Genomic DNA, 18,368 nt, shown 5'->3' with positions numbered 1-18,368 from the left:
AATCCGATCTCAGCGACTAGCTGACCAAGCGAAGGCCCCGGAGAGCGATCTCCGGGGCCTTTTGCTTTGGTGGCTCACTGACTTGCCCCCACCTGACCGCTTCGCGGTCTGTCCGCCCCATAGGGGGCGGAGGCGGACGAAAAAGGGCCGGAGGTTTCCCCTCCGGCCCCTCGTCTGTCGGTGATCAGGCGCCTAGAACCGCGCCTTCACCCCCACATAGAACCGCCGTCCCAACACGTCGTAGGTCGACGGGTCGGTGTTGGCCTGGACGTACGAGCTGAAGTACGGCGGGGCCTTGTCGGTGACGTTGGTCACCCCGCCGCGGAACTCGTAGGTCTGGTTCACCCGCCAGGTCCCGCTGAGGTCGAAATAGTCGATGTTCGGCGTGGCGCTGTCCTCGTCGGCATAGTCCTGCATGCCGTCGATGTGGCGCCAGGCCACGCCCAGGTCGACCGGACCCAGGGTGTAGGTCAGCGAGGTGTTGACCTTCCACTCGGGGTGGGCGACGGCCGTGTTGCTGACCTGGTCGTTGCCGATGGTGCCCTTCAGCTCGACGAAGTCCTCGCCCGGCAGGCTCTGGATTTGGAAGCTGTCGAGCCAACTGCCGATCACGTTGACGCGCAGCGAGCCGTACTTGTCGTCCAGCCCGACGGCGCCCAGGCCGAACGCCCAGTCGACCTGGAAGTCGACGCCCCGGGTCTTGTACTCCGAGAGGTTCAGGTTGATCAGGCTCATCGACGACACCTCGCCGGTGGCGGCGCTGCGCGTGAACAGGCTGCAGTAGTAGTTGCTGGTGCTGGCGGTCGGGTTGGCCGTGGCCGAGTAGCAGTTCTGCAGGGCGTCCTCGGCCGAGATGGTGCCGATCGCGTCCTTGATGTCGATCGAGTAGTAGTCGGCCGACAGCGACAGGCGCCGGAACAGCGGGTTTTCGAACACGGGCGTCCAGACGAAGCCCACGCTGTAGGTGTCGGCGGTCTCCTCGTGCAGGTCGCTGTTGCCCCCGACCGTCGCGTCGACCTGGGTGTTGGCGTAGGTGTAGGTGTCGATGATCGCCGCCGGCACGCCCTGGGCCAGGCAGAGGGCGCGGGCCGCCGTGGCGTTGGAGCCGGTGCGGACCGAGCTGTCGATCGCGCAGGGGTCCTCGGTGATCGTCTCGTAGCTCTGGTTCTGCGGCGAATAGAGCTCGCCCAGGCTGGGGGCCCGAACGGCGCGCTGATAGCCGCCGCGCAGGCGGAAGCCCTCGACGATCTCCCAGTCGCCGTCGACCTTGTAGGCCGAGACGCCGCCGATCGTCTGGTAGTCGGAATAGCGGTAGCCGAGGTCGAGGTTCAGGGCCTTGACGAAGGGCAGGTCCTTCAGGACCGGGACCAGCAGCTCGCCGTAGATCTCCTTGACGTCGGTGGAGGCGTCGATGGCGTCGGCGGCGTTGAAGCCGACCACGTCGCCGGTCGAGAGCAGGCTGTCGGGCACGTACTTGAAGCTGTCGTACTTGTAGTCGGCCCCGAAGGCGCCGCGGACCTCGCCGGCCGGCAGGTCGAACAGGCCGCCCTGCAGGTTGGCCTCGACCACCCGCTGCTCGGCGGCCGTCCAGTTCTTGGTCGTGCGCGAGATGTAGCTGCGGCAGGCCGAGGACAGCGCGTTCAGGCCGAACGGGTCGTAGCCGCCGCTGCAGATGCTGGCGCCGCCGTCGGCCGCGTTCAGCAGGGTCTGGACGGCCGAGTGGCTGATGTTGCCCGACTGGATCTCGTTCTGCTCGGACCGGCCGAACGAGCCGTAGACGTCGTAGGTCCAGTCCTTGAAGCCGGTTTCGCCGCGCACGCCGGTGGCCAGTTGGAAGACGTTGAAGGTGGTGTCCGACACCCGCGGGCCGACGTCGGTGAAGCGCTTGCGCAGCAGGAAGTCGGCCGTGGGATCGGCGCGGCTGGCCAGCAGGGTGGACAGGTCGTCCGGGATGAACGGGTTGGTCACCGGCACGGTGAAGCCCGTGGTGCTGGCGGCCGGGGCGGGGGCCAGGACGGTGCGGGAGTCGTAGTGGGTGAAGTTGAACGAGCCGTAGGCCTCGGCGTGCGAATTGATCTCGTACTGGGCCTCGCCATAGGCCGAGTAGCGGGTCAGGGGCAGCTGCAGCAGGTTCAGGGCGCCGGTGTTGTAGGTGCCGTTCACCGGGATGGTGGCGTAGTCGATGGCCGTCGAGCCGCCGTAGTTGACGCCGTTGTAGAACAGCGTGCCGTCGTCGTTGAAGCCGAGGTTGGCGCCGGCCTTCACCGTGCCGGCCGCGATCCCGTACTTGGCGAAGACGGCGTCCATGGCCGCCTGGGTCGGCAGGTTGGTGCCCGTGGCGTCATAGCGGCCGTAGGGCGTGGTCGACGAGGCGCCGGAGACGGCGGCGAAGTCGCGGGCCGAGTTGAACACGTCGCCGCGCTGGGAATAGGCCAGCGAAACGGCGGCGTGGCCGCGATCGTCGGCGAACTTGCCGCCGGCGGTGACGCTGACCGCGGTCTCCTTGCCGTCGCCGTGCTGGCTGATGCCGTACTGGGCGTCGACCGCGAGGCCGGTGAAGTTGTGGTCCAGCTTGAAATTGACGACCCCGGCGACGGCGTCGGACCCGTAGGTGGCCGAGGCGCCGCCGCTGATGACCTCGATGTTCTGGATCAGGGCGGTGGGCAGGATGTTGATGTCGACGCTGCCGTCGGAGTTGGAGGCGACCACGCGGTGGCCGTCCAGCAACACCAGGGTGCGGGCGGTCCCCAGGCCGCGCAGCTCGATATTGGCCTGGCCCCCGTTCGACGGGTTGTTCGAGGTCGACGACACCGACGGCACGAACTGCGGCATCTGGTTCAGCAGGGTGTCGACCGTGACCGAGCCGGTCTTCTGGATGGCGTCCTGGCCCACGGTGACGATCGGGCTGTTGGAGACGTAGTCGCGGCGGGCGATGCGCGAACCGGTGACGACGATCTCCTCGATGGCGCTGACCGAGGTGTCGGCCGAAGCGGTCTGGGCGTGGGCCGCCAGAGGCGCGCCCGCGATCAGGCAGGCGAGCGCGGACGCGCCCGCGAGGTAGTGCGTTCTCGACATGAAGTATCCCCAAATGGGCCATCGTGAGAGCGACGATGGCCGGTACCGGCGAAAGGAAATTCGCTTGGGGCCTTGGGTATGGGGCGGCTTTTTCTCGAATGTGTGCGGCCGTACGCGCTGGAGTCCCGATGTTTCAGACTCGCAGGGACGATTGTGCCCCATCTGTGGATTGTCGCCGAAACGTCATATAGGCGCGCGGCGGCCCGAAACGGATCACGGGGCAAGACATAGCGGCGGGCGGGACGCGGTTTGTTGCGGAGCCGACGCGAAGACGGCCGTGGCCGGCCGGCCACAGTGCGTCATGGTTCTGTCTTCAGGGCAGGCGTCAGGCCGTGGTGACGGGCTCGGCCAGATAGGCGTGGATCGCCGCCACCACCTGGGCGCCTTCGCCGACGGCCGCCGCCACGCGCTTGACCGAGCCCGCCCGCACGTCGCCGATCGCGAACACGCCGTGGCGGCTGGTCTGCAGCGACGGGTGGCCGGGGGCCAGGTCCTGGCCGGTGCGCACGAAGCCGTGGTTGTCCAGCTCGACCCGGCACTCGGTCAGCCAGGCGGTGTTGGGCGCGGCGCCGATGAACAGGAACAGGTGGCTGATCTCGCAGCGGTCTTCCTCGCCGGTGTCGAGGTCGCGATGGCGGATGGCGCGCAGCTGGCCGTCCTCGCCCTCCAGCTCGACGATCTCGTTGCGGGTGACGACCTCGATATTGGGCAGGCTCTCGATGCGCTCGATCAGGTAGCGCGACATGCTGGCGTCCAGGCTCTTGCCGCGGATCACCAGCCACACCTTCTTGACGTGGGCCGCCAGATAGACCGCCGCCTGGCCCGCCGAATTTCCGGCCCCGACCAGGGCCACTTCCTGGCCGGCGCACAGCTTGGCCTCCAGCGGCGAGGCCCAGTAGTGGACGCTGCTGCCTTCGAAGGCGTCCAGGTTGGAGACGTCCAGCCGCCGGTAGCGGGCGCCGCTGGCGATCACCACGGTCTTGGCCTGGGTGGTCTCGCCGCTGACCAGTTTCAGGTGATAGCCGTCCAGGGCGCTGTCGCCGGTGGCGTCAGCGGTGCATTCCAGGCTGGCGACCTCGTCGGGGATGGCCAGGTTGGCGCCGAACTTCTGGGCCTGGTTGTAGGCGCGGGCCATCAGGGCCATGCCCGAGACACCGGTGGGAAAGCCCAGATAGTTCTCGATCCGGGCCGAGGCGCCGGCCTGGCCGCCGAACGCCCGGGTGTCGAGCACCAGCACGGACAGGCCCTCGGAGGCGGCGTAGACGGCGGTGGCCAGGCCCGCGGGACCGGCCCCGACCACGGCGACGTCGTAGATGTGGGTCGGGTCCAGGTCGCCGACCATGCCGATGCAGCGCGCCAGCTCGGCGTTGGACGGATGGCGCAGGATCTGGCCGCCGGGGCAGAGCACGATCGGCAGCTCGGCCTCGTCCAGCGAGAAGCGCTCGATCAGCACCTTGGCGCAGTCGACCGTGTCCGGGTCCAGCTGCTTGAAGGGGTGGCCGTTGCGGGCCAGGAAGCCGGACAGGCGGATGACGTCGCCGTCGTTCGCCCGGCCCAGGATGATCGGACCGGCGCCCAGCTCCAGCAGGCCGACGCGGCGCAGGATCAGGGCCCGCATGATCCGCTCGCCCAGCTCGGCCTCGGCGATCAGCACCGCGCGCAGGCGATCGGGCTTGATGCGCAGCACCTCCACGTCGGTGATGGCCTGCACGTCGACCAGGGACGGGCGGTTCGACAGCTGGGCCAGTTCGCCGATGAAATGGCCGGGCTCGTGCTCGACGATCACGTGGCTCTCGTCGTGGGCGTCGCGCCGGCTGACGCGGGCGCGCCCCTCGAGCACGACCATGAGCCCGGGCGAGACCTCGCCGGCCTGGGCCAGCATAGCGCCGGCCTTGGCGTGGGCGATGTCGCCGAACCGGCGGATGCGATCGATCTCCTCCGGCAGGAGGAGGGGGAACATCTGATCGCGGCGGGTATCCATGATGGCCATGACCCTAGAGTGCGTCAGGATCGCCGTTCGGTCATCTACATCCGCATCGGATTTGAACGTTCGCGCCGTGAAGAGCGGCCTTGGACGCGGAGGCGGCCAGGCGGTAGAGTCCGCCCATGTCGAAAGCCGCCGCTAAACGCCGTTCCGCCACCCAGTGGCGGGTCGGGGCCGGGTCCGAGACCATCGCCCGTGACACCCCCCAGGAAGTCGCCGTGGGCCTGTCGTTCGACGGCCGGCCGCATACGGTGCTGATGGCCACGCCCGACGACGTCGAGGACCTGGCCCTGGGCTTCACCGTCACCGAGGCCGTGGCCAAGGCGGCTGACGTGCTGGCCGTCGAGGTCACGCGGACCGACCTGGGCCTTCTGGCCGACGTGAAGCTCCAGCCCGGCGCGATTCAGCGCAAGGCCCGGCCGCGGACGCTGGAGGGACGCTCCAGCTGCGGGCTGTGCGGCGTTCAGCGCCTGGCCGACGCCGTGCGGCCGCTACCGCGCCTGGAAGGCGGGGCCAGGGTCTCGCACCAGGCGGTGCAGCGCGCCGTCGACGCCCTGGGCGACGCCCAGGCCCTGGGCCGGCTGACCCGGGCCACCCACGCCGCGGCGTTCGCGGACGGGGAGGGGGCGCTGGTCGTGGTCCGCGAGGACGTCGGCCGCCACAACGCTCTGGACAAGCTGGCCGGGGCGATGGCCCGGGAAGGTCGCGACGCCTCGACGGGCTTCGTGGTGGTCACCAGCCGCTGCTCGTTCGAGATGGTCGAGAAGACCGTGCGGATGGGCTGCTCGATCCTGGTGGCGGTCTCGGCGCCGACCGACCTGGCGATCCGCCGGGCCGAGGAGTCCGGCCTGACCCTGGTCGCCCTGGCCCGCGCCGACGGGCACACCGTGTTCACCTATGCCGAGCGCCTGCTCGACACCGTACCGGAGTATGCGTGATGGCCCACGACAAACCCAATGCGGGCGTCCGCGGCATCCATCGCTACGACAACGCCGCCGGCGGCTGGGGCGCGCTCAAAGCGGTGGCCGGGGCCCTGACCGACCAGGAGACGGTGATCGGGGGCGGCAAGACCCTGCTGCGCGCCAACCAGCCCGAGGGCTTCGACTGCCCCGGCTGCGCCTGGCCCGATCCCAAGCACACCAGCTCGTTCGAGTTCTGCGAGAACGGGGCCAAGGCCGTGGCCTGGGAGGCGACGACCAAGCGCGCCACGCCCGAGACGTTCGCGGCCCATGCCGTGACCGAGCTCCTGACCTGGAACGACCACGCCCTGGAGGACCTGGGCCGGCTGACCCATCCCATGGCCTATGACAAGGCGACGGATCGCTATCTGCCGATCAGCTGGGAGGACGCCTTCGCGCGCACCGCCGACGCCCTGAGGGCGCTAGACCATCCGAACCAGGCCGAGTTCTACGCCTCGGGCCGGGCCTCGAACGAGGCGGCGTTCCTGTTCCAGCTGCTGGGCCGGCGGTTGGGGACCAACAATTTCCCCGACTGCTCGAACATGTGCCACGAGCCGACCAGCGTGGGCCTGCCGGACTCCATCGGCATGGGCAAGGGCTCGGTGACGCTGGAGGACTTCGACCACGCCGACCTGATCCTCAGCTTCGGCCACAATCCCGGCACCAACCATCCCAGGATGATGACGACCCTGCGCGACGCGTCGAAGCGTGGCGCGACAATCCTGGCCTTCAATCCGCTGAAGGAGCGGGCGCTGGAGCGGTTCGCCGCGCCGCAGGACCCCGTCGAGATGGCGACCCTGACCTCGACTCCCATCGCCTCGGCCTACTACCAGGTCGCCATCGGCGGCGACGCCCTGGCGGTGCAGGGGATCATGAAGGCGGTGCTGCAGCTGGACGCCGAGAGCCAGGGTACGGTGCTGGATCGCGCCTTCATCGCCGAGCACACCGAGGGCTTCGAGACGGTGAAGGCCGTCGTCGAGGACCTGGGCTGGGACGAGATCGAGGCGGGCTCGGGCCTGACCCGCGGCCAGATCGAGGAGGCGGCTCGGGCCTACGCGAACGCCAAGGCGACGATCCTCTGTTACGGCATGGGCCTGACCCAGCATCGGTCGTCGTCCAGCACCGTGCAGCAGCTGGTCAACCTGCTGCTGCTGAAGGGCAATATCGGCCGGCCGGGGGCGGGGATCTGTCCGCTGCGGGGCCATTCCAACGTCCAGGGCGACCGGACGGTGGGGATCTGGGAGAAGCCCTCGGCGGCGTTCCTGGACTCGATGGACCGGGTGTTCGCCTTCAAGTCGCCGCGCGAGCACGGCCACACCGTGGTCGAGACCATCGCGGCCATGGAGGCGGGGCAGACCAGGGTGTTCGTCGGTCTGGGCGGCAATTTCGCCGTCGCCGCGCCCGATCCGACCCGCACCCACGCGGCGATCAGGAAGGCGGGGTTGACGGTCCACGTCGCCACCAAGCTGAACCGCACCCACCTGCTGCACGGCGATGAAAGCCTGCTGCTGCCCTGCCTGGGCCGCACCGAGATCGACCTGCAGGCCGGCGGCCGCCAGGCGGTGACGGTCGAGGACTCGATGTCGATGGTCCACGCCTCGCGCGGGTTGAACCCACCGGCCTCGGACCAGCTGAAGTCCGAGCCGGCGATCGTCGCCGGGATCGGGGCGGCGCTGTTCGGGCCGGACGACATCGTCGACTGGCAAGGCCTGGCCGGCGACTACGACAAGATCCGCGACCTGATCGAAGCGGTCTTCCCCGAGGCCTTCGCCAATTATAATGAGCGCGTCCGTCAGCCGGGCGGCTTCCGCCTGCCGGTGCCGCCGTCCGACCGCGTCTGGAAGACCCCCAGCGGCAAGGCCCAGTTCCTGGCCCATCGTCATGACGGCCAAGACGCCCGGCGGGGCGACGCCGACGTCCTGCTGCTGACCACCCTGCGCAGCCACGACCAGTACAACACCACCATCTACGGCCAGAACGACCGCTATCGCGGCGTGTTCGGCCGTCGCGACGTGGTCTTCGCCCATCCGGACGATATCGCCGCGCGCGGACTGAAGGCCGGCGACCGCATCGACCTGACCGCCGCCTTCGACGACACGGGTCGACGGGCGGTGCGCGGCTTCACCCTGGTGGAGCGCGACATCCCGCGCGGCTGCCTGGCCGCCTACTATCCGGAGACCAACATGCTGGTGGCGCTGGAGGATCACGATCGCCGCAGCGGCACGCCGGCCTACAAGTCGGTTCCCGTGCGGCTGGCCGCCAGCGCCAATTGAGGCCCAATCATGACAAGGGGGTCATGACCTCGAATTAAGTCGTCTCCCGGCAGGGGCGCGGCTAGCCTTCCCTCAACAACGCTTTTGTTTCGAGGGAACAACCGATGCGCGCTCTTCTTCTCCTGGCCACCGCCGCCACGGCCCTGGGCTTCGCCGGGGCCGCCGCCGCCGATCCGTCGGTGAAGATCAAGGACGCCGTGGCCCGGGTCGAGGTGATCCCGGAAGCCCGCGGCGACGTGAAGGTCGAATTCCTGACCACCAACCAGAGCCTGCCGCTGAAGATCCATCAGAACGGCTCGGACGTGACGGTCGACGGCGGCCTGCGGATGAACCGGATCAACGGCTGCAACACGGTGATGGGCAAGCGCGTGATCCACGTGCGCGGCGTCGGCGACGTGAAGTGGGAGGACATCCCGCAGATCGTGATCCGCGTGCCGATGAAGGCCGAGGTCGCCGCCGGCGGCGCGGTGTTCGGCAACGTCGGCCGCACCGAGCACCTGGAGCTGTCCAACGCCGGCTGCGGCGATTGGACGGTCGCCAACGTGCGCGGCAAGCTGGACCTGAACCAGGCCGGTTCGGGCGACACCCGGGTCGGCAGCGTCGGTTCGGCCGAAATCAACATCGCCGGCTCCGGCGACGTGAAGATGCAGGACGTCGGCAGTGATCTGGAGATCAGCATCGCCGGCTCGGGCGGGGTGGTCGCCGCCAGCGTCAACGGCGGCCTGGAGGCCAATATCGCGGGTTCGGGCGGCGTGACCGTCAACGGCGGCCGCGCGCGCTCGGTCGAGGTCAACATCATGGGCTCCGGCGACGTCGACTTCGGCGGCGAGGCCGGTAACGTCGAGGCCTCCATCGCCGGTTCGGGCGACGTGCGCATCGCCAGGGCCACGGGGCCCGTGAGCAAGCACGTGGCGGGCTCGGGCAATGTGATCATCGGCCAGTAGCCGGCGGCACTTTATATATAGATCGCTGTCATCCCGGCCCCGCGCTCCGCGGTGGTCGGGATTTCATTATGCGGGACCATGTCCCACTTTGTGATTTCTCCTGAACCGGCTACGCTGGCGCGGTTCATGGGAGGAAACGGCATGAAGCTGCGGACGCTGATCCTGGCCCTGTCGTCTGTCTGGGCGCTGGCCTTGCCGGGCGTCTGCGGCGCGGCGGCGCCCAAGCCGCTGTATCGCGATCCGATCACCGACGGGGCGGCCGACGTGTCGATCGTGTTCGACAAGGCTCATCGCCAATGGGTGATGTTCTACACCAACCGTCGCGCCACCCTGAAGGACCCCGACCCCAAGGACGTCGCCTGGGTCCACGCCACGCCGATCGGCATGGCGACCTCCAAGGACGGCTTGGCCTGGACCTACAAGGGCGTGGCCGCCATCCCGGCCCAATGCACGGGCCCCACCCTGTGGGCGCCCGAGCTCTACGCCGAGGGCGGCGTCTATCACATGTGGCTGACGGTGGTGCCCGGCGTCTTCCACCGCTGGGGCGACAAGGCGGCGACGGCGCGGATCGTCCACCTGACCAGCAAGGACCTGGCGACCTGGACCTGCGGCGACACGCCGGACCTGGGTTCGGACCGGGTGATCGACGCCAGCGTGGCCAAGATCGGCGACCGTTATCGCCTCTGGTACAAGGACGAGCGCAAGGGCAGCCGGATTCTGGCGGTGGAGAGCACCAACCTGGTCCACTGGACGCCGACGGGCGACGGGCCGGTGGTCGACATGGCCGCCGAGGGCCCCAAGGTGTTCCGCTTCAAGGGCGCCTGGTGGATGATCGCCGACGCCTGGAAGGGGCTGATCGTCCTGCGTTCGGACGACGCCCGGACCTGGAGCCTGCAGCCGCGGCGTCTCCTGGAGCAGCCGGGGCTTCAGCCGACCGACACCGCCAAGGGCCAGCATCCGGACGTGGTGGTCAGCGGGGGCAGGGCGTTCCTCTACTACTTCGTTCACCAGTCCAACGAACCGGAGGCCAAGGCCGACCCCTATTACGGACAGCGCACGGTGGTGCAGGTGGCCGAGCTGAGGGAAGAGGGCGGGGCGCTGACGGTCGATCGGGAGGCGCCGGTCGAGGGCGGGCTGGTCCCCCCGAGGTGACGGCGGTTCGCGGAACCGCGCTCACGCGACACATATATATAAAGTGAAACGCCCCAGAGCCTGAGCTCCGGGGCGTTCCTTCAGTCCGCTGATCGCGAGACGACTTCCGCTTAGCGGATGCCGAAGCCGAACAGGGTGTCGGCGTCGATCAGGTCGGCGCCCGAACGGTCGCGGGTCTTCAGGCTGCCGCCGAAGGTGTAGCGGAAGCCGACCTTCACGGCCTCGGCGTTCAGGTCCGCCAGGTCCTTGGCTTCGGTGTGGGTGTACTTGCCGAAGGTCGACCAGCCGCTGTTGGCGAACTTGTATTCGCCGCCGACGTTGAAGTCCCAGAGGTCAGCGCTCTGGAAGCCCTTCGGGTCGATGTTCGAGTAGCCGACGCCGGCGTCCAGACGGAAGTCGTCCGAGACGAAGTAGCGGGCGTCAGCGCGGACGGCCACCAGGTCGGCGTCCAGGTCGTTCGACTGGCCGTAGGCGACCAGGCCGGTGACGGTGGCCTTGTCGAAGTACTTGCTGGCTTCGGCGCCGACGGCCCACAGGGTGTCGTTCGACGGACGCGACAGGGCGGCGAAGCCGCCGACGCGCACGGTGTCGCCGGCGACCAGGGTCGTGGCGTGGGCGGCGGTCGAGGCGACGGTCTCGTCGCTCAGGTCGTTGTCGTTGACCGAGACGTTGCCGTTCACGGTGACGGTCCAGGCGCCCGTCGGGATGGCGACGTTGCCGTCGACCTTGAACGAGGTGCCGTCGGCGTCGATGCCGGTGGCCTTGACGTCGGTGTAGTTCACGGCGGCGCCGACCGAGCCGACGTTCTGGGCGAAGGCGGGAGCCGAGACGGCCACGGCCAGGACGGCGGCGGCGGCAAAGAGTTGGGTCTTCATAGTGGGTAATCCCCTTACTGTGTGGCCTCGATCGGCCGGCGGTCGTTTGGGGAGGGCCGCCGGTCCGTCGAGGAGCGGCGGATTTATGGAGCTTCGCCCTGGGCGGCAAGGCCGGCGGAGGCGGTCGGCGGCGAATTGATGCAGTTTTATGACACTTGCAGCGACGGGTTAACGTCCCTATCGCGTACGCCTGCACGTTCATGCTCATCTGCGCCTTGATTTGAGCATGTTTCGTGCGACGAGGTTCTTTATCGGAGGAGGGCTTGGTCGTTTGCGCCCTCCGCAGGGCGTCACGGTCGTGATCGGAAGACCCTCGATAAGCTCAAGCTTCATTTCCGACCTTGGCCGGGCCCGCGGATCGGGGAGGGGAGGATCGTCCTGTCCGGCCTTCGAAAACGGTCCCGGGAACCGCTTGACGAAACCGATTCACACACGTAAAAGCCCCCCTCTGTTGGACCGGCTGTGAGCTTTCGAGCTCAGACGCGGTTCGCGAACGACTGCTGATCGCGCCTTCTGGGGCGCAGTTTTCAGTCACAGGCCCTCTCGGGAGACCGGGCGGGCCAATTTGTTTTGCGGACGCTGCGTTCGGATGTCTCGAAAGAGGGGTCCGGGTTGGTCTTTGAAATGGTTCGAGACGCGGGCGCAGCCCACTAGGAAACCGAGCGATATGGATCGTCAGAACATCCGCATCCGGCTCAAGGCCTTCGATCACCGCGTGTTGGATCATTCCACGCGCGAGATCGTGAACACGGCCAAGCGCACGGGTGCGACGGTACGGGGCCCGATCCCCCTGCCCACGCTTATCGAGAAATTCACCGTCAACCGCTCGCCGCACGTCGACAAGAAGTCGCGCGAGCAGTTCGAGATCCGTACGCACAAGCGTGTCCTCGACATCGTTGATCCGACTCCGCAGACCGTGGACGCGCTGATGAAGCTCGACCTGTCGGCCGGCGTCGACGTCGAAATCAAGCTGTAAGGAGGGCCGAACAGATGACTCTCCCCGCTAATCGTACTGGCGTGATCGCCAAGAAGCTGGGCATGACCCGCTTCTTCGATGAAACCGGACAGCACGTGCCGGTCACCGTCCTGTCGCTGGATGGTTGCCAGGTCACCGGCCACCGCACCGTGGAAAAGGACGGTTACACCGCCCTGCAACTCGGCGCCGGCGCCAAGAAGCCCAAGAACACCTCCAAGGCCCTGCGCGGTCACTTCGCCAAGAACTCGGTCGAGCCCAAGCGCATCGTCGCCGAATTCCGCGTCGATGAAGCCGCTCTGATCGATGTGGGCGCGGAATTCACCGCCGACCACTACGTTCCCGGCCAGAAGGTGGACATCCAAGGCATCACCGTCGGTAAGGGTTTCGCCGGCGCCATGAAGCGCTGGAACTTCGGCGGTCTGCGCGCCACCCACGGCGTCTCGGTCTCGCACCGTTCGCACGGCTCGACCGGTAACCGCCAGGATCCGGGTCGTACGTTCCCGGGCAAGAAGATGGCTGGTCACCTGGGTCAGGAAACCGTCACCACCCTGAACGTCACGGTCTGGAAGGTCGACGTCGAACGCGGCCTGATCCTGGTCAAGGGCGCCGTCCCCGGCCACGAAGGCTCGTACGTCAAGGTTCGCGACGCGATCAAGAAGGCCGCTCCGGCCGACCTGCCGCGTCCGGGCGCCTTCCGCAAGGCTGGCGAGGCTCCGGCCGCCGCCGCTGAAACCCCCGCTGAGGAAGCCCCCGCGGCGACGACCGAAGAGGGCGAAGGCTAATGAAACTCGACGTCATCAAACTGGACGGCGGCAAGGCCGGCTCCGTTGATCTCGACGACGCCATCTTTGGCATCGCCGACATCCGCGGCGACATCCTGCAGCGCGTCGTGACCTGGCAGCTGGCCAAGCGCCGCTCGGGCAACCACAAGATTCAAGTCCGCAACGAGGTCTCTCGTACGGGCAAGAAGATGTACAAGCAAAAGGGCACCGGCTCGGCCCGTCACGGTTCGCGCCGTGCGGCCCAGTTCGTCGGCGGCGCCAAGGCCCACGGCCCTGTCGTCCGCAGCCACGCTTTCGACCTGCCGAAGAAGATCCGGGCCATGGCTCTGCGCCACGCCCTGTCCTCGAAGGCCAAGGCCGGCGCGCTGGTCGTGCTGGACAGCGCCGTTCTGACCGACCCGAAGACGGCCGCCCTGCGCGCCAACTTCGACAAGATCGGCCTGAAGAACGCCCTGGTCATCGCCGGTCCGGAAGTGGACGAGAACTTCAAGCTCGCCGCCCGCAACATTCCGAACGTGGACGTGCTGCCGAACGCCGGCCTGAACGTCTACGACGTGCTGCGTCGCCAAACGCTCGTCCTGACCAAGGACGCGATTGAGGCGATCTCGGCGCGTTTCGCTGAGAAGGAAGCCGCGTAATGGCCGCTACCGCCCGCCACTACGACACGATCCTGTCGCCGGTGATCACCGAGAAGGCCACCCTGCTCAGCGAGCAGAACAAGGTCGTCTTCCGCGTGGCCGCCGATGCGTCGAAGGACGAAATCGCCGCCGCAGTCGAAGAGCTGTTCAAGGTCAAGGTCACCAAGGTCAACACCCTGGTCACCAAGGGCAAGACCAAGCGCTTCCGTGGCATCGTCGGACGCCGTTCCGACGTCAAAAAAGCCATCGTGACCCTGGCCGACGGCCAGTCGATCGACATCACGACGGGGCTCTAAGACATGGCCTTGAAGCACTTTAACCCGACCAGCCCCGGCCAGCGCGGCCTGGTGCTGATCGACCGCAGCGAGCTCCACAAGGGCCGCCCGGAAAAGAAGCTGGTCGAAGGTCTGACCAAGTCGGGCGGTCGCGGCGGCAACGGCCGTATCGCGGTCCGTTTCCGCGGCGGCGGCGCCAAGCGCCTGTACCGTCTGGTCGACTTCAAGCGTCGTAAGCAAGGCACGGCCACGGTCGTCCGCCTCGAGTACGATCCGAACCGCACCGCCTTCATCGCCCTGATCAAGTATCAGGACGGCGAGCTGGCCTACATCCTGGCCCCGCAACGCCTGAAGGCCGGCGACGAAGTCGTCACCGCCGACAAGGTCGACGTGAAGCCGGGCAACGCCTCGCCGCTGCGCACCCTGCCGATCGGTACGATCATCCACAACGTCGAGCTGAAGCCCGCCAAGGGCGGTCAGATCGCGCGTTCGGCTGGCGCCTACGCCCAGCTGGTGGGTCGTGACGCCGGCTACGCCCAGATCCGCCTGAACTCGGGCGAACTGCGCATGGTGCTGGACACCTGCATGGCCACCGTCGGCGCCGTGTCGAACCCGGACCACATGAACGAAAACCTCGGCAAGGCCGGGCGCGTTCGTCACATGGGCCGTCGTCCGCACGTCCGCGGCGTCGCCATGAACCCGGTCGACCACCCCCACGGCGGTGGTGAAGGCCGCACCTCGGGCGGTCGCCACCCGGTGACCCCGGCTGGTAAGCCGACCAAGGGCGCCAAGACCCGTGTCAACAAGGCCACGGACAAGTTCATCATCCGTTCGCGCCACAAAGCGAAGAAGGGCCGCTAAGCCATGACCCGCTCCGTCTGGAAAGGCCCGTTCGTCGACGGGTACCTCCTGAAGAAGGCCGACGCCGCTCTGTCGTCGGGCCGCAAGGACGTCATCAAGACCTGGTCGCGCCGTTCGACCATCATGCCGCAATTCGTCGGTCTGACCTTCGGCGTGCACAACGGCCAGAAGCACGTTCCCGTCTCCGTGTCGGAAGACATGGTCGGCATGAAGTTCGGTGAGTTCGCTCCCACCCGCAACTTCCCCGGCCACGCCGCCGACAAGAAGGCGAAGAGGAAGTAGGCCATGAGCCAAGCTAAACAACCTCGCCGCCTGCCGGCCAATGAAGCGATGTGCAAGGTTCGCACCCTGCGCACCAGCGCCCGCAAGCTGAACCTGGTCGCTCAGTCCATTCGTGGCCTGAACGTCCAGCGCGCTCTGAACGAGCTCGAGTTCAGCCACAAGCGTATCGCTCAGGACGTCCGCAAGGCGCTGTATTCGGCGATCTCCAACGCCGAAAACAACCACAACCTCGACATCGACTCGCTGGTCGTCGCCGAGGCCTATGTGGGCAAGAACCTGGTGATGAAGCGCTTCTCGCCGCGTGCTCGCGGTCGGGCCACGCGCGTTGAAAAGCCGTTCTCCGAGATCACCATCGTGGTCCGCGAACTGGGTGAGGCCGCCTGATGGGTCAGAAAGTCAATCCGGTCGGGCTGCGGCTCGGCGTCAACCGTACCTGGGACAGCCGCTGGTTCGCCGACGGCGAGCAGTACGGCAAGCTCCTGCACCAAGACCTCGCGGTCCGTGCGATGCTCAAGAAGCGCCTGTATCAAGCCGGCGTCTCGCGCATCATCATCGAGCGTCCCCACAAGAAGTGCCGCGTGACCATCTACGCGGCGCGTCCGGGCGTGATCATCGGCAAGAAGGGCGCCGACATCGACAAGCTCCGCAAGGACCTGTCGGTGATGACCGAAGGCGAAGTTCACCTGAACATCGTCGAGATCCGCAAGCCGGAAACCGACGCCCAGCTGGTGGCCGAGTCCATCGCCCAGCAGCTCGAGCGCCGGATCGCCTTCCGTCGCGCCATGAAGCGGTCGATCCAATCGGCCGTCCGTCTCGGCGCCAAGGGCATCCGCATCAACGTGTCGGGCCGCCTCGGCGGCGCGGAAATCGCTCGTATGGAATGGTACCGCGAAGGTCGCGTGCCGCTCCACACGCTGCGCGCCGACATCGACTACGGCTTCGCGGAAGCCAAGACCACCTACGGCATCATCGGCGTGAAGACCTGGATCTTCAAAGGCGAAGTGCTGGAGCATGACCCGATGGCGCTCGACAAGCGTCTCGCCACTGAATCCGGCCCGGCCGGCGAAGGTGGTGGACGCGAGCGCGGCGATCGTCCCGACCGGGGCGACCGCGGCCGTCGCGATCGGGGCTAAGGATAGAGCGCTATGCTGTCACCGAAAAAAACCAAGTATCGCAAGCAGTTCAAGGGCCGCATCCACGGCACCTCGAAGGGCGGCACCCTGCTGAACTTCGGTTCGTACGGCCTGAAGGCCGTCGAGCCGGAGCGCATCACGGCTCGCCAGATCGAAGCTGCTCGTCGCGCCATCACCCGCCAGATGAAGCGTCAAGGCCGCGTCTGGATCCGTATCTTCCCGGACGTGCCGGTCACCGGCAAGCCGGCTGAAGTCCGGATGGGTAAGGGCAAGGGCGCCGTGGACCACTGGGCCGCTCGCGTGGCTCCGGGCCGCATCATGTTCGAAATCGACGGCGTGCCGGACGATATCGCGCGCGAAGCCCTGCGCCTCGGCGCGGCCAAGCTGCCGATCCGCACCCGCGTCGTCACCCGCATCGACGCCGGTGCGGCTCTGGAGGCCGAAGCGGCATGACCAAGATTGCTGACATCCGGGGCATGACCCCCGACCAGCTCGCCGAGCAGCTGCTCAACCTGAAGAAAGAGCAGTTCAACCTGCGCTTCCAGGCGGCGACCGGTCAGGTGGAAAAGACCCACCGCGTTGGCGAGATCCGCAAGGAAATCGCCCGCATCAAGACCGTGCTGCGCGCCAAGGCCGCGGCTTAAGGAGAACGATATGCCCAAGCGTATCCTCGAAGGGGTTGTCGTCTCCGATAAGGGCGACAAGACCGTGGTGGTAAAGGTCGAACGGACCATCGTTCACCCGCTGCTGAAGAAGATTGTGCGTCAGTCGAAGAAGTATCACGCGCACGATGAGAGCAATGCGTACAAGGCGGGCGAAATCGCCCGCATCATCGAGTGCGCTCCGAAGTCCAAGCTGAAGACCTGGGAAGTCCTTCCCAAGGCTTCTGCTTAATCTGGAAGGTTTGAACCATGATCCAGATGCAAACTAACCTGGAAGTCGCCGATAACTCCGGCGCCCGCCGGGTCATGTGCATCAAGGTGCTGGGTGGCGCGGGTCGTCGCTACGCCAGCGTCGGTGACGTGATCGTCGTGTCCGTGAAGGAAGCCATTCCGCGCGGCCGCGTGAAGAAGGGCGACGTGCTCCGCGCCGTCGTCGTTCGCGTGAACCAAGGCATGAAGCGTAAGGACGGGTCGCTGATCCGTTTCGACAAGAACGCCGCGGTCATCGTCAACAAGCAGAGCGAGCCGGTCGGCACGCGGATCTTCGGCCCGGTTCCCCGCGAACTGCGCGCCAAGAACCACATGAAGATCATCTCCCTCGCCCCCGAGGTGCTGTAATGGCTGCCAAGATTAAGAAGGGCGACCGCGTCGTCGTCCTGGCCGGCAAGGACAAGGGCAAGCAAGGCGCTGTGACCCAGGTTCTCCCCAAGGAAAACCGTGTCCTGGTGCAAGGCGTGAACCTGGTTCAACGCCACACCAAGCCGACCCAAGCCGAACCGCAAGGCGGCATCAAGACCAAGGAAGCCGCGCTGCACGTCTCGAACGTCGCGCTGGTCGACTCCAAGGGCAAGCCCACCCGCGTCGGCTTCAAGATCGAAGGCGACAAGAAGGTGCGCGTGGCCAAGACCACGGGCGAGGTGATCAATGGCTGATCAAGCTTACGAACCCCGGCTGAAGACCGTTTATCGCGAGCGCATCCGCGCCGCGATGAAGGAGCAGTTCAGCTACACGAACGAAATGCAGATCCCCAAGCTGGACAAGATCGTCCTGAACATGGGTATCGGCGAGGCCGTGGCCGACTCCAAGAAGGCCCAGACCGCGCTGAAGGATCTGATGGCTATCGCCGGCCAGAAGCCGGTCGCCACGAAGGCCCGCAAGTCCATCGCCGGCTTCAAGCTGCGCGAAGGCATGGTGGTCGGCGCCAAGGTGACCCTCCGCAAGGACCGGATGTATGAATTCCTGGACCGCCTGGTCACGATCGCGCTGCCGCGCGTGAAGGACTTCCGCGGCCTGAACGGCAAGAGCTTCGACGGCCGTGGCAACTACGCCATGGGCCTGAAGGAGCACCTGGTGTTCCCGGAAATCAACTATGACCAGATCGAACAGATCTGGGGCATGGACATCATCGTCTGCACCACTGCGAAGACCGATCAGGAAGCCAAGGCTCTCCTGAAGGAATTCCAGTTCCCGTTCACCAATTAAGAGCGGGCAGGGAAA

The 18,368-nt window shown here is 67.0% G+C and carries 21 protein-coding genes; 18 read left to right on the top strand and 3 right to left on the bottom strand.

Features of this window, described 5'->3' with window-relative positions; genetic code table 11:
* Nucleotides 1-192: 192 nt before the first annotated feature.
* Both WAE60_RS15930 and WAE60_RS15925 read right to left on the bottom strand, forming a co-directional pair.
* Nucleotides 193-3,075, bottom strand: a complete 2,883-nt coding sequence (locus WAE60_RS15930) for a TonB-dependent receptor (RefSeq protein ID WP_337687497.1) — start codon at nt 3,073-3,075, stop codon at nt 193-195.
* 325 nt (nt 3,076-3,400) lie between these two features.
* Nucleotides 3,401-5,035, bottom strand: a complete 1,635-nt coding sequence (locus WAE60_RS15925) for an FAD-dependent oxidoreductase (RefSeq protein WP_337687496.1) — start codon at nt 5,033-5,035, stop codon at nt 3,401-3,403.
* Nucleotides 5,036-5,181: 146 nt separating this feature from the next.
* Between WAE60_RS15925 and fdhD the strand changes: the two genes are divergently transcribed.
* From fdhD to WAE60_RS15905, 4 genes are all read left to right on the top strand, one after another.
* Nucleotides 5,182-5,997 carry a formate dehydrogenase accessory sulfurtransferase FdhD gene (fdhD, locus tag WAE60_RS15920; RefSeq protein WP_337687495.1) on the top strand — a complete coding sequence of 272 codons (816 nt, stop codon included), beginning with the start codon at nt 5,182-5,184 and terminating at the stop codon, nt 5,995-5,997.
* Nucleotides 5,997-8,291, top strand: a complete 2,295-nt coding sequence (locus tag WAE60_RS15915) for an FdhF/YdeP family oxidoreductase (protein ID WP_337687494.1) — start codon at nt 5,997-5,999, stop codon at nt 8,289-8,291. The genes fdhD and WAE60_RS15915 overlap by 1 nt, the downstream gene beginning before the upstream one ends.
* A gap of 104 nt (nt 8,292-8,395) precedes the next feature.
* A complete protein-coding gene (locus WAE60_RS15910) occupies nt 8,396-9,235 on the top strand; it encodes a DUF2807 domain-containing protein (RefSeq protein ID WP_029912280.1) in 840 nt (279 codons plus the stop codon).
* A 141-nt stretch (nt 9,236-9,376) separates the two neighbouring features.
* Nucleotides 9,377-10,387: a glycoside hydrolase family 43 gene (locus WAE60_RS15905; RefSeq protein WP_337687493.1), complete on the top strand. Its 1,011-nt coding sequence runs from the start codon at nt 9,377-9,379 to the stop codon at nt 10,385-10,387.
* A gap of 110 nt (nt 10,388-10,497) precedes the next feature.
* On the opposite strand, the gene WAE60_RS15900 is transcribed toward WAE60_RS15905, so the two are convergent.
* Nucleotides 10,498-11,262 (bottom strand): hypothetical protein, encoded by a 765-nt coding sequence (locus WAE60_RS15900; RefSeq protein WP_337687492.1) that lies wholly within the window; start codon nt 11,260-11,262, stop codon nt 10,498-10,500.
* 667 nt (nt 11,263-11,929) lie between these two features.
* Here WAE60_RS15900 and rpsJ point away from each other — a divergent pair.
* From rpsJ to rplE, 14 genes are read left to right on the top strand one after another with little or no spacing between them, the layout of a single operon-like run.
* Complete coding sequence (gene rpsJ, locus WAE60_RS15895; protein ID WP_004616952.1) at nt 11,930-12,238, top strand: 30S ribosomal protein S10; 309 nt, start codon at nt 11,930-11,932, stop codon at nt 12,236-12,238.
* A 14-nt stretch (nt 12,239-12,252) separates the two neighbouring features.
* Nucleotides 12,253-13,020 carry a 50S ribosomal protein L3 gene (rplC, locus tag WAE60_RS15890; RefSeq protein WP_337687491.1) on the top strand — a complete coding sequence of 256 codons (768 nt, stop codon included), beginning with the start codon at nt 12,253-12,255 and terminating at the stop codon, nt 13,018-13,020.
* Nucleotides 13,020-13,658 (top strand): 50S ribosomal protein L4, encoded by a 639-nt coding sequence (rplD, locus tag WAE60_RS15885; RefSeq protein WP_337687490.1) that lies wholly within the window; start codon nt 13,020-13,022, stop codon nt 13,656-13,658. Before rplC ends, rplD begins: the two co-directional genes overlap by 1 nt.
* Nucleotides 13,658-13,954: a 50S ribosomal protein L23 gene (locus WAE60_RS15880; RefSeq protein WP_029912290.1), complete on the top strand. Its 297-nt coding sequence runs from the start codon at nt 13,658-13,660 to the stop codon at nt 13,952-13,954. The genes rplD and WAE60_RS15880 overlap by 1 nt, the downstream gene beginning before the upstream one ends.
* Before the next feature lie 3 nt (nt 13,955-13,957).
* Entirely contained in the window at nt 13,958-14,794 is an 837-nt protein-coding gene (gene rplB / locus WAE60_RS15875) for a 50S ribosomal protein L2 (RefSeq protein WP_029912291.1), read from the top strand.
* 3 nt (nt 14,795-14,797) lie between these two features.
* The gene (gene rpsS / locus WAE60_RS15870; RefSeq protein ID WP_029912294.1) at nt 14,798-15,076 is read left to right on the top strand and encodes a 30S ribosomal protein S19; all 279 of its coding nucleotides are present in this window, start codon (nt 14,798-14,800) and stop codon (nt 15,074-15,076) included.
* A 3-nt stretch (nt 15,077-15,079) separates the two neighbouring features.
* Complete coding sequence (gene rplV, locus WAE60_RS15865; protein WP_012285670.1) at nt 15,080-15,460, top strand: 50S ribosomal protein L22; 381 nt, start codon at nt 15,080-15,082, stop codon at nt 15,458-15,460.
* The gene (rpsC, locus tag WAE60_RS15860) at nt 15,460-16,209 is read left to right on the top strand and encodes a 30S ribosomal protein S3 (protein WP_028041108.1); all 750 of its coding nucleotides are present in this window, start codon (nt 15,460-15,462) and stop codon (nt 16,207-16,209) included. The genes rplV and rpsC overlap by 1 nt, the downstream gene beginning before the upstream one ends.
* 12 nt (nt 16,210-16,221) lie before the next feature.
* The gene (gene rplP / locus WAE60_RS15855; protein WP_012285672.1) at nt 16,222-16,662 is read left to right on the top strand and encodes a 50S ribosomal protein L16; all 441 of its coding nucleotides are present in this window, start codon (nt 16,222-16,224) and stop codon (nt 16,660-16,662) included.
* Nucleotides 16,659-16,853, top strand: coding sequence for a 50S ribosomal protein L29 (gene rpmC / locus WAE60_RS15850; RefSeq protein ID WP_029912302.1), 195 nt, complete (start codon nt 16,659-16,661; stop codon nt 16,851-16,853). The genes rplP and rpmC overlap by 4 nt, the downstream gene beginning before the upstream one ends.
* 10 nt (nt 16,854-16,863) lie before the next feature.
* On the top strand, nt 16,864-17,103 hold the full coding sequence (gene rpsQ / locus WAE60_RS15845) for a 30S ribosomal protein S17 (protein WP_029912307.1): 240 nt from the start codon (nt 16,864-16,866) through the stop codon (nt 17,101-17,103).
* Between the two features lie 17 nt (nt 17,104-17,120).
* The gene (gene rplN / locus WAE60_RS15840; protein WP_007662742.1) at nt 17,121-17,489 is read left to right on the top strand and encodes a 50S ribosomal protein L14; all 369 of its coding nucleotides are present in this window, start codon (nt 17,121-17,123) and stop codon (nt 17,487-17,489) included.
* Nucleotides 17,489-17,803 (top strand): 50S ribosomal protein L24, encoded by a 315-nt coding sequence (gene rplX, locus WAE60_RS15835; RefSeq protein WP_029912315.1) that lies wholly within the window; start codon nt 17,489-17,491, stop codon nt 17,801-17,803. The genes rplN and rplX overlap by 1 nt, the downstream gene beginning before the upstream one ends.
* Nucleotides 17,796-18,353 carry a 50S ribosomal protein L5 gene (rplE, locus tag WAE60_RS15830; protein ID WP_029912318.1) on the top strand — a complete coding sequence of 186 codons (558 nt, stop codon included), beginning with the start codon at nt 17,796-17,798 and terminating at the stop codon, nt 18,351-18,353. The genes rplX and rplE overlap by 8 nt, the downstream gene beginning before the upstream one ends.
* Nucleotides 18,354-18,368: the final 15 nt, after the last annotated feature.

This window comes from Caulobacter sp. CCG-8 (assembly GCF_037402475.1).
Lineage (GTDB): Bacteria > Pseudomonadota > Alphaproteobacteria > Caulobacterales > Caulobacteraceae > Caulobacter.
This window is presented reverse-complemented; position numbering and strand designations above follow the sequence as displayed.

Coding starts and splice junctions, on each gene's coding strand:
- rpsS (WP_029912294.1), top strand. CDS start 14,798: ATGACCCGCTCCGTCTGGAAAGGCCCGTTCGTCGACGGGTACCTCCTG.
- rplP (WP_012285672.1), top strand. CDS start 16,222: ATGCTGTCACCGAAAAAAACCAAGTATCGCAAGCAGTTCAAGGGCCGC.
- WAE60_RS15930 (WP_337687497.1), bottom strand. CDS start 3,075: ATGTCGAGAACGCACTACCTCGCGGGCGCGTCCGCGCTCGCCTGCCTG.
- rplC (WP_337687491.1), top strand. CDS start 12,253: ATGACTCTCCCCGCTAATCGTACTGGCGTGATCGCCAAGAAGCTGGGC.
- rplE (WP_029912318.1), top strand. CDS start 17,796: ATGGCTGATCAAGCTTACGAACCCCGGCTGAAGACCGTTTATCGCGAG.
- rplV (WP_012285670.1), top strand. CDS start 15,080: ATGAGCCAAGCTAAACAACCTCGCCGCCTGCCGGCCAATGAAGCGATG.
- rplD (WP_337687490.1), top strand. CDS start 13,020: ATGAAACTCGACGTCATCAAACTGGACGGCGGCAAGGCCGGCTCCGTT.
- rplX (WP_029912315.1), top strand. CDS start 17,489: ATGGCTGCCAAGATTAAGAAGGGCGACCGCGTCGTCGTCCTGGCCGGC.
- WAE60_RS15915 (WP_337687494.1), top strand. CDS start 5,997: ATGGCCCACGACAAACCCAATGCGGGCGTCCGCGGCATCCATCGCTAC.
- WAE60_RS15905 (WP_337687493.1), top strand. CDS start 9,377: ATGAAGCTGCGGACGCTGATCCTGGCCCTGTCGTCTGTCTGGGCGCTG.
- rpsJ (WP_004616952.1), top strand. CDS start 11,930: ATGGATCGTCAGAACATCCGCATCCGGCTCAAGGCCTTCGATCACCGC.
- rpsC (WP_028041108.1), top strand. CDS start 15,460: ATGGGTCAGAAAGTCAATCCGGTCGGGCTGCGGCTCGGCGTCAACCGT.
- fdhD (WP_337687495.1), top strand. CDS start 5,182: ATGTCGAAAGCCGCCGCTAAACGCCGTTCCGCCACCCAGTGGCGGGTC.
- WAE60_RS15910 (WP_029912280.1), top strand. CDS start 8,396: ATGCGCGCTCTTCTTCTCCTGGCCACCGCCGCCACGGCCCTGGGCTTC.
- WAE60_RS15880 (WP_029912290.1), top strand. CDS start 13,658: ATGGCCGCTACCGCCCGCCACTACGACACGATCCTGTCGCCGGTGATC.
- rpsQ (WP_029912307.1), top strand. CDS start 16,864: ATGCCCAAGCGTATCCTCGAAGGGGTTGTCGTCTCCGATAAGGGCGAC.
- rplB (WP_029912291.1), top strand. CDS start 13,958: ATGGCCTTGAAGCACTTTAACCCGACCAGCCCCGGCCAGCGCGGCCTG.
- rplN (WP_007662742.1), top strand. CDS start 17,121: ATGATCCAGATGCAAACTAACCTGGAAGTCGCCGATAACTCCGGCGCC.
- WAE60_RS15900 (WP_337687492.1), bottom strand. CDS start 11,262: ATGAAGACCCAACTCTTTGCCGCCGCCGCCGTCCTGGCCGTGGCCGTC.
- WAE60_RS15925 (WP_337687496.1), bottom strand. CDS start 5,035: ATGTTCCCCCTCCTCCTGCCGGAGGAGATCGATCGCATCCGCCGGTTC.
- rpmC (WP_029912302.1), top strand. CDS start 16,659: ATGACCAAGATTGCTGACATCCGGGGCATGACCCCCGACCAGCTCGCC.